The organism is Frankia sp. Cppng1_Ct_nod (genome assembly GCF_920656135.1).
GTDB lineage: Bacteria > Actinomycetota > Actinomycetes > Frankiales > Frankiaceae > Protofrankia > Protofrankia meridionalis.
Genome location: NZ_CAKKTK010000103.1, coordinates 1 through 7,876, shown reverse-complemented (window position 1 = coordinate 7,876; position 7,876 = coordinate 1). Strand labels below are relative to the sequence as shown.

The window sequence follows — 7,876 nt, the reverse complement described above, 5'->3', positions numbered from 1 at the left end:
GCCTGTCCGCTCGCCTGTCCGCTCGCCTGTCCGCGCCGGACGGCGGCCACCGCACAATGGTCCGATGACGTCCGCTCACAGGACAGGTAACGGATGACAAGCATCGTCGTGGTCGTGGCGGCCATTGTCCTGCTGTGCGCCGGTGTCGGCGGCCTCGCGCTGCTGCGCCAGCCACCGGAGGAGGTTTGCCGGACGGTGGACGGGGTCGGCGCCGTCGACGTCCGGCTCGCCGCCGGACGGGTCGAGATCGCCGAGGCCGACCGGGTCGACGCCCGCCTGGAGATGACCGTCCGCCGGCGTGTCGGGCGTACCCGCCCGGTGCTGACGCGGTCCGGTGACCTGCTGCGCATCGACGGCCGTACCAGCGAGGCCCGGGTCCGCCTGAGCCTGCCGCGGGCGACCCGCGTCCGGGCCGAGGTACGCGGTGGTGAGGTGACCCTGTGGGGATCGGACGGTGACCTCGTGCTCGTCACCGACTCCGGCACCATCGCTGGACGTGAACTGGGCGGACATGGCGTTACCGCACGTAGCCGTGCCGGGGATGTCGTCCTGCATTTTTCGTCGCCGCCCGAACAGGTGACCGCACTCAGCGACAGCGGCTCGGTCACGGTCGTCGTCCCGGGCGGTCCGTACGCCGTCGAGGTCGAGTCGGCGGACGCGGGCGCGGTCGATGTCACCGCCCCGGCGGACCCGGAGGCGAAACGGGCCGTGACGGCCCGCAGCCGGTCCGGGCGGGTGCATGTGTACAGCCCCGCGCCACAGGGTCCCCTACGACTCTGAGGGATGTGCCGTGTTCGGATGTGCCGTGTTCGGAGCGTGGCAGGCACTACCCTCGAGCGCATGACAGCGGTCAGGAGCGTCGTGGGAACCCGGGCGCCGACGGTGCGGGATCTCCTCGCCTCCGGTCGGACGTCGTTCTCGTTCGAGTTCTTCGCCCCGAGGACCCCCGAGGGGGAGCGTCACCTCTGGACGGCGATCCGGGAGCTGGAGTCCCTGCATCCGTCCTTCGTGTCGGTGACCTACGGTGCGGGCGGGTCGACACGGCAGGGGACCGTGCGTGTGACCGAACGGATCGCGACGGACACGACGCTGACGCCGATCGGTCACCTCACCGCAGTCAACCACTCGGTATCCGAGCTGCGGCAGGTGATCGGCAGCTATGCCGGAGCCGGCGTGCGCAACGTCCTTGCACTGCGCGGTGATCCGCCGGGTGACCCGCAGGGGGAGTGGGTCGCCCACCCCGAGGGTCTGCGCCATGCCGAGGACCTTGTCCGGCTGGTCCGGTCACTGGGTGACTTCTGCGTCGGGGTGGCGGCGTTCCCGGACCGCCATCCGCGGTCACCCGACTTCGACACGGACGCTCGTCACCTGGTGCGCAAGCTCGCCGCGGGCGCGGACTACGCGATCACGCAGTTCTTCTTCGGGGCGGACGCCTACTTCCGCCTGGTCGACCGGGTCCGCCGGCTCGGTTGCGAGGCGCCGATCATCCCCGGTGTGATGCCGGTGACGAACGTCGCGCAGATCGAGCGGATGGCGGTGCTGTCCGGAACGGCGTTCCCGGACGACCTGGCCAGGCGGCTGCACGCGGTGGCCGACGACCCGGTGGCGGTGCGGGCGGTCGGGGTACAGGTCGCCACCGACCTGTGCGAGAAGCTGCTGGCCGGCGGCGCACCCGGTATCCACTTCATCACCCTGAACCGGTCGACCGCGACCCGTGAGGTCTTTCACGCATTGTCCTCGTAGGCGTCGAAGACGCACAGCAGCCATTCGTCCCGGAAGGGCTGCTCGCGGACGAGTGCGAATCCGGCCAGGTTGGCCGCGTCGACCACCGCTGCCACCAGGTTGAGGTCCAGCGTGCCGAACACCGGCGTGATCCGGACCGCGAGCACCACCTGGTCACGTTCGGCGTTGAAAACCGCGGGAGGGTTCAGGTCGTCGAGGGTCTCCACGACCAAAGGCGCGTTCTCGGTCACCGGTGTCTCCTGCGGCCGCCCGCGGGCGGCCCTCGAAGGGCTGAGGTCTTCGATCGTCATCAGACGACGGAACCATACGCAGAAGGCACGATGGTCCGGTGACGACCCCGGTACCCGACCGCGATAGCTATCTCAAAGAGTGGTCTGTTCTGCACGGAGAGTACGATCCCGTCGGCGGTCCGTTGATCGTCCGACAGTGGCTTGCTCTGGTGTACCGCCTGGGACGCCCCACAGCCGCACGCGGGGTCTCCCCGTCGACGATCACGGTCGCCGCGGCGGTGATGACAGCCGCGATGCTGCCACCCGTGGTGGCAGGCGGCCGGTGGCCGCTGCTCGCCGCCGTGCTCGTCGTCGTCGGTGGCCTGTTGGACAACCTGGATGGATGCGTCGCCGTGCTGACCGGTCGGGTGACGGCGTGGGGATACGTCCTGGACTCGCTGGCCGACCGGGTCGCCGACACGGTCTGTCTCGTCGCGTTCTGGCTGCTCGGCGCGCCGGGCGAGGTGTGCGCCGCCGCGGGCGTCGCGCTCGGCCTGCTGGAGTACCTGCGTGCCCGAGCGGGGAACGCCGGGTTCGGGGAGATCGGTGTTGTGACCATCGGTGAGCGGCCGACCAGGATCATCATAGCGATGACTGTGATGCTTGCCGCCGCCGCCGACCCGGTGCGCGGGCACCTCGCCGGTCTGATCGGTGCCGCCGGCACCTTCGGGGTCTGCGCGGTCGGTCTGGTCCAGCTCGCCACAGTGATCAACCGGACGCTCGACGGTGCCGGCCGAAGCACGGCGCAGGTTGTCCTACGCGGGACCGATCATGTCAGCGACGATCTTCGTGGACATGGTGACCAGCGGCAGGCCGCCGCCCGGATGCGACGACCCGCCCACCAGGAACAGACCGGGGACCGGTGAGCGGTTGGCGGGACGCAGGAAGGCCGCCCGCGGGCCGTTGGACGACGTCCCGTAGATCGCTCCGCCGACCGCCGCGGTCCGGCGCTCCAGATCGGCCGGCGTGATCACCTGATGCCACAGCAGGCGGGTCCGGACGTCCAGGCCGCGTTCGGCCATCAGGTCCAGCACGCGGGCGGTATAGGCCGCGGCAAGCCCCGGGCGGTCCCAGTCCACCCCGGTGTCGGCCTGCGTGGTGTCGGCCTGCGTGGTGTCGGCCTGCGCGTGCCGGGCCGCGTTCACCAGCACGAACCACGCCTCACAGCCGGGCGGTGCCAGGGTGGGGTCGTCCGGGGCGCTGATGTAGATCGTCGGGTCGGTGGCCAGGCGCCCGCCGAACACCGCGTCGAACTCGCTGTCGTAGTCGTCCGGGAACAGCACCGTGTGGTGCGCGAGATCCGGCGTCCGACCGTCCGGTGTCCTCCCGCGCAGAGCGAGCAGCAGCACGAAGCCGGACAGCGACGGCGGCGCCCGGCGCAACCGCCGCCGGGCCCGCCGGTGGGGCACCAGCGTGCCGTACACCACTGCGGCGTCGACGCCCGCGACCACCAGATCCGCGGACATGCGGGTGCCGTCGGCAAGCCGCACCCCGTCCACCCGGCCACCGGCGGAACGGGTGATCGCGACGACCTGGTGGTCGAGCAACAGGCGGGCTCCCCGTTCGGTCGCCCGGTCCGCGATCGCCCGACCGAGCTGGTGCAGCCCACCCGGGATGTACCAGCCGCCGTAACGCCGTTCCACATACGGGACGACCGCGAGCGCCGCCGGCGCCCGGCGGGGATCGGAACCGGTGTAGGTCGCGTACCGTTCCAGGAACATCCGCAACCGGCGGTCGGTGAGGTGGCGGCGGCCGAGTCCGCGCAGCGTCAACCCCGGTGCGACCAGGGCGATGTCGCCCGGCCGGCGCAGCGCGAGCCCGGCCAGCGACCGGACGCCGGTCAGGGGGGCGGACAGGAACGGGCCGCGGGTCACCTCCCACAGACGCCCGGCGTGGGCGTGGAGCCGGCGCCACTGCTCGCCCGATCCCGGGGCGAGCACGGCGTCCAACTCGGCTGTGAACGCGTCGTCGTCGGCGTGCGCGTCGAGGACCGTCCCGTCGGCGAAGCGGTACCGGGCGATCGGGTCCAGCCGCCGGAGTTCCAGGACGCTTTCGATCGGGGCGCCGGTGGCGGCGAACAGGTCCGCGAAGACCTCCGGCATGGTCAGCAGCGACGGCCCGGTGTCGAAGGAGAAGCCATCGAGGCTGAGCCGGCCGAGCTTGCCTCCGACCTCCGTTGCCTGCTCGCAGATGGTGACATGGTGCCCGGACGCGGCCAGCCGTGCCGCCGTCGCCAACCCGGCGACCCCCGCGCCGACCACGACGATCCCAGCCACCGTGCGACCCTATTGCGGTTCTGGCGCTTCTCGGTGGAAGCGTAGGTCGTTTCCGTTGCCATAGCGACGGTTTCCACCTACGGCCGGTGGGGGTTCAGCGAGCGGACGGCCTTTCCAGATAGCCGTACCGCGTCGCCGCCGTACCCATGACAGGGCCGTCAGGTAGCCGAACATGCCGATCGACAGCGGGTGCGCGAGCGCGTCGGGCCAGGCCCGGCCGCCGGTGCGGCGCGCCGCGACCATCCGCCCGGCCACGCCCGCGCCGTAGCCGGCGAGCCCCATCCGTGAACCGCGCAGCATCGCGACCGCGGGCAGGACGAAGAGCCAGGTGAGGACGCCGACCTGCCCCGCACTCGCGCCGACGCTGCCGCCGCCCGCCCACAGCGACTTCGCGTAGCCGTCCCGCAGCGCCGGCCAGCCGCGGTACATCCGGGTACGGGCGATGTCGGTGCCGTCAGCCACCACACCATGCCCGCCCGCGGTCTTCACCGCCCGTAGCAGAGCGATGTCCTCCAACACCGCGTCGCGGACGCCCGCGTGCCCGCCGGCCCGGCGGTAGGCGGCCGCGTCCACGCACAGCAGCTGGCCGTTCGCCGCGGACAACGACGGACGCGGTGACCGTTCGGCCAGCCGCAACGGCAGCAGCGCCAGCCACGACCACTGCAGCAGTGGCTGGACGAGGCGTTCCGCCACGGTCACGGCGTCCTGGCGGGGATAGGGCGAGACAAGATCGAGACCGTGTTCGCGCAGCAGGCCGACCGTGCGGGCGATCCCGTCCGGGGCGACGGTGACGTCCGTGTCGACGAACACCAGCACGCTTCCCCGGGCCTGCCCGGCGAGCCTGGCGCAGGCGTGCGGCTTGCCGAGCCAGCCGGCAGGCAGGTCGCTGCCGTCCATTACCCGCACGCGACTGTCGCCGCCCGCCAGTTCACGGGCCACGTCGCCGGTGCCGTCGGTGGAGGCGTCGTCGTAGACGATGATCTCCAGGTGGGGGAGCTCGACCGAGGCCTGCACCGCCCGCAGGCACGGCGCGGCGTGGTCGGCCTCGTCGCGCATCGGCAGTAGTACGCTCACCAGTTCGTCCACGGCTCGGGCAGCCGGCGGGACCCGAAGCAGGCGCGTGTTCACGGCGGTGTGGACGGCGAGCGCCGCCGCGCCGGCCGCGCCCGCAACCAGCGGGAGCCGCGTCCAGCCACCTGACGGGGGCCGTGGCCGGCGGGAGGTCACGGTTCCTGCCGCCGCGTTGTAACCGGACGCGTAACCGGGCGCGTAACCGGACGCGTTGCAACCGCCACGACCCCCGCGCCGGTGAGAACCGTCCCCATACCGACCCCGCCGGCGACCGCGACCGCCGGACGGTCGAAGAAGACGAGGTTTGCGAGCAGCGAGGACGCGTAGGTCCATCCGATCATGATGAAAGGCAGCATGTCGGGAAACAGCCGGTCACAGACGCGCCGCGGCTCCGGCAGGAGGGCCAGCATGGCTGTGATCGCGGCACCCACGGCCAGCCAGCCGGCTGCGTTGGACAGTGGGACGCCGTTGATCGCGGGCCCGCCACCCGACCAGTGCCAGTACCCCGCATCCACCATCTGCGGGTCCAGGTAGAGATCCCAGGTTGCCAGCAGCAGACCCCCGGCCAGCGCGGTCACGGCCACGCCCCGGCCCGTACCGTCGGCCGGACCCGTACCGTCGGCCGGACCCGTACCGTCGGCCGGACCCGTACCGTCGGCATGACCCTCCGTCCCGACAAGCCGCCAGGTCACATGTTGCCCCAGCACGAACGCCGGGTAGGCCATCATCGTCCAGGCCAGCGGGATCACCGTCGGAACGCCGGCGAGGTCCGGTCCGAGGGCGTCGGTGTAGGTGTAGCGGCCGAAGACGAGGCCGGTGTGGACCCCGGCGGTTTCGGCGACCAGACCGCCCCCCGCCGTGATTGCGATCATTCCTGCGGTCCAGCCGGCCCTACGGGTGCGGGCCGCGTGGACGACCGACGTCGCGCAGAACAGCAACACCGAGGCCACCGTGAGGGCACGCCTGCCCGAGCCCCCGGCCAGGGGGTAGGGGATCTGTACGGCGACGGTCGCAACCGCGAAGGCCCACCCGACGGCGGCCAGGGACATCTGGGTGACGCCATGGCCGCAAGTCACCCGGCGCGGGCCTGCCTGCGGTTGCCTCGAACGGGCCGGGTGGTCCGCCGTGCGGAGTCCGCCGACGGTTGCTGTCCGTCGGCGGATCCGGTCGCCTCGGTCGTCGCGGCGAGCTCCGTGGACTCGGCGGGTGCGAGGCGCTTGCCCAGCACCGCGTATTCGATCCAGCTTCCCGGGAACTGGAAGTTCGACAGCAGCGGCACGAAGCCCTCGCTGGCGTACAGCCGCCGGGCCCGGCTGTCGGGAAGTTCCAGCGCGGACAGCGCCGCGGTACGCTGCGGCGCCTCGCGCAGCAGTTCCCGCATGAGTTCGTGTCCGACACCCCTGCCCTGGAACTCCGGCAGGACGTGGAACTCGACGATCTCCAGACAGTCCCCGAGCCAGAGGGCGGCGTCGGCGGGACCAAGCGCGGCACAGACGACGTCGTGCCACCAGTGCCCCTGCCTGCCCGGCAGGGCGTAGGCGAAGCCGATCAGGTGGTCGTCGGGAAGGAGCGCCGCCACGGCCCGCAGATCTCGACGCTCCGCATGGCGGCGGGCGTGAATGGTGCGCTCGATCGCCGCCCGCGCCGGGTCGGGTTCGTGGATGTCGAGGAAGGCGGCCTTGTAGACGGCGATGACATCCGTCAGCCGGGCACGCATCCGTGCGGGTGTCCAGCGGACCAGCCTGATGTTCTCCATCAAGCCTGCCTCCTCGCGCCCTCGTTCCTGCCACGCACCACGTAGGCGGCCACTCGCGGGTCTGCCACTCGCGGGTCGGGTCCGTTTCGTACACCATCCAAGGTGCTTGACAATAACGGGTACTCGGGTCGTTGCGCGCGGGTCGGCTCAGGCGGACACCCACGTCCGGGTGGTCGCCAGGCTCACGCGATCCGGGCGCAGTGTCAGGTGTACCGCCGTGGGTTCGTTGCGGAGCAGGCGTTCCAGCAGGACGGCGAGCGCCGGCGCCTGAACCGTTCCGCCCGCGTTCGTCCCGGCTGCCACCACGACCCGGCCGTCGTAGGCGTCCACCGGTTCCAGCACCGGCAGGCCGTCCGGGGTCATCGGACGTTCGCAGGTACGGCGGTCCAGGACCGTGAGGGACCCGTTGGCTCCCCGCAGCGCGGGAAGGACATGCCCGACGAGCTCCTCCAACGCTGTCATCAGTTCCGCGACGCGCGGATCGCCGGGCTGTGGGCGGGCGAGCCCCAGGTAGCCGAACCCCCCGCTGGCATGGATCATCGTGGAGTCCTGGGACAGGGTGATGTTCACGACCCCGACGGGGTCCGGTGCGTGGACCTTGAGCGCATGGTGCAGGCCGGGGTTCGGCAGTGTCAGGGAAACACCGAGGACGTGTTGGACCGCTCCGGACGATGCCGCGTCGTCGCCGAGCAGCGCAACCAGGTCGCGCCCGCCGACCGTGACGATCACGGTGCCCGCGCGTCGGGTCGAGCCGTCGGCGA

Annotated in this window: 9 protein-coding genes; 3 read left to right on the top strand and 6 right to left on the bottom strand. The window is 71.8% G+C overall.

All coding sequences use genetic code 11. The features are described 5' to 3' along the window. Positions 1 to 93 precede the first annotated feature (93 nt). Together NBW77_RS20260 and metF are read left to right on the top strand one after the other, a co-directional pair. On the top strand, positions 94 to 780 hold the full coding sequence (locus NBW77_RS20260; protein WP_131747438.1) for a DUF4097 family beta strand repeat-containing protein: 687 nt from the start codon (positions 94 to 96) through the stop codon (positions 778 to 780). 60 nt (positions 781 to 840) lie between these two features. After that, positions 841 to 1,743: a methylenetetrahydrofolate reductase [NAD(P)H] gene (gene metF, locus NBW77_RS20255; RefSeq protein WP_131747447.1), complete on the top strand. Its 903-nt coding sequence runs from the start codon at positions 841 to 843 to the stop codon at positions 1,741 to 1,743. Here metF and NBW77_RS20250 read toward each other — a convergent pair. Next, positions 1,725 to 1,973, bottom strand: coding sequence for a hypothetical protein (locus NBW77_RS20250; protein WP_131747437.1), 249 nt, complete (start codon positions 1,971 to 1,973; stop codon positions 1,725 to 1,727). The genes metF and NBW77_RS20250 overlap by 19 nt on opposite strands. A 98-nt stretch (positions 1,974 to 2,071) precedes the next feature. Between NBW77_RS20250 and NBW77_RS20245 the strand changes: the two genes are divergently transcribed. Then, entirely contained in the window at positions 2,072 to 2,878 is an 807-nt protein-coding gene (locus NBW77_RS20245) for a CDP-alcohol phosphatidyltransferase family protein (RefSeq protein WP_250280154.1), read from the top strand. Here the strand turns inward: NBW77_RS20245 and NBW77_RS20240 are convergent. The 5 genes from NBW77_RS20240 to NBW77_RS20220 all read right to left on the bottom strand — a co-directional run. Next, complete coding sequence (locus tag NBW77_RS20240; RefSeq protein WP_131747436.1) at positions 2,768 to 4,288, bottom strand: phytoene desaturase family protein; 1,521 nt, start codon at positions 4,286 to 4,288, stop codon at positions 2,768 to 2,770. The two genes, NBW77_RS20245 and NBW77_RS20240, sit on opposite strands and share 111 nt — an antisense overlap. 9 nt (positions 4,289 to 4,297) lie before the next feature. Next, on the bottom strand, positions 4,298 to 5,515 hold the full coding sequence (locus NBW77_RS20235) for a glycosyltransferase family 2 protein (RefSeq protein WP_131747435.1): 1,218 nt from the start codon (positions 5,513 to 5,515) through the stop codon (positions 4,298 to 4,300). After that, positions 5,512 to 6,435 (bottom strand): carotenoid biosynthesis protein, encoded by a 924-nt coding sequence (locus tag NBW77_RS20230; protein WP_250280153.1) that lies wholly within the window; start codon positions 6,433 to 6,435, stop codon positions 5,512 to 5,514. The genes NBW77_RS20235 and NBW77_RS20230 overlap by 4 nt, the downstream gene beginning before the upstream one ends. Then, the gene (locus NBW77_RS20225; RefSeq protein WP_131747434.1) at positions 6,432 to 7,115 is read right to left on the bottom strand and encodes a GNAT family N-acetyltransferase; all 684 of its coding nucleotides are present in this window, start codon (positions 7,113 to 7,115) and stop codon (positions 6,432 to 6,434) included. The genes NBW77_RS20230 and NBW77_RS20225 overlap by 4 nt, the downstream gene beginning before the upstream one ends. A 147-nt stretch (positions 7,116 to 7,262) precedes the next feature. Next, positions 7,263 to 7,876: FAD-binding oxidoreductase/lyase (locus NBW77_RS20220; RefSeq protein WP_502799506.1), on the bottom strand; the 614-nt coding region annotated here is incomplete at its 5' end.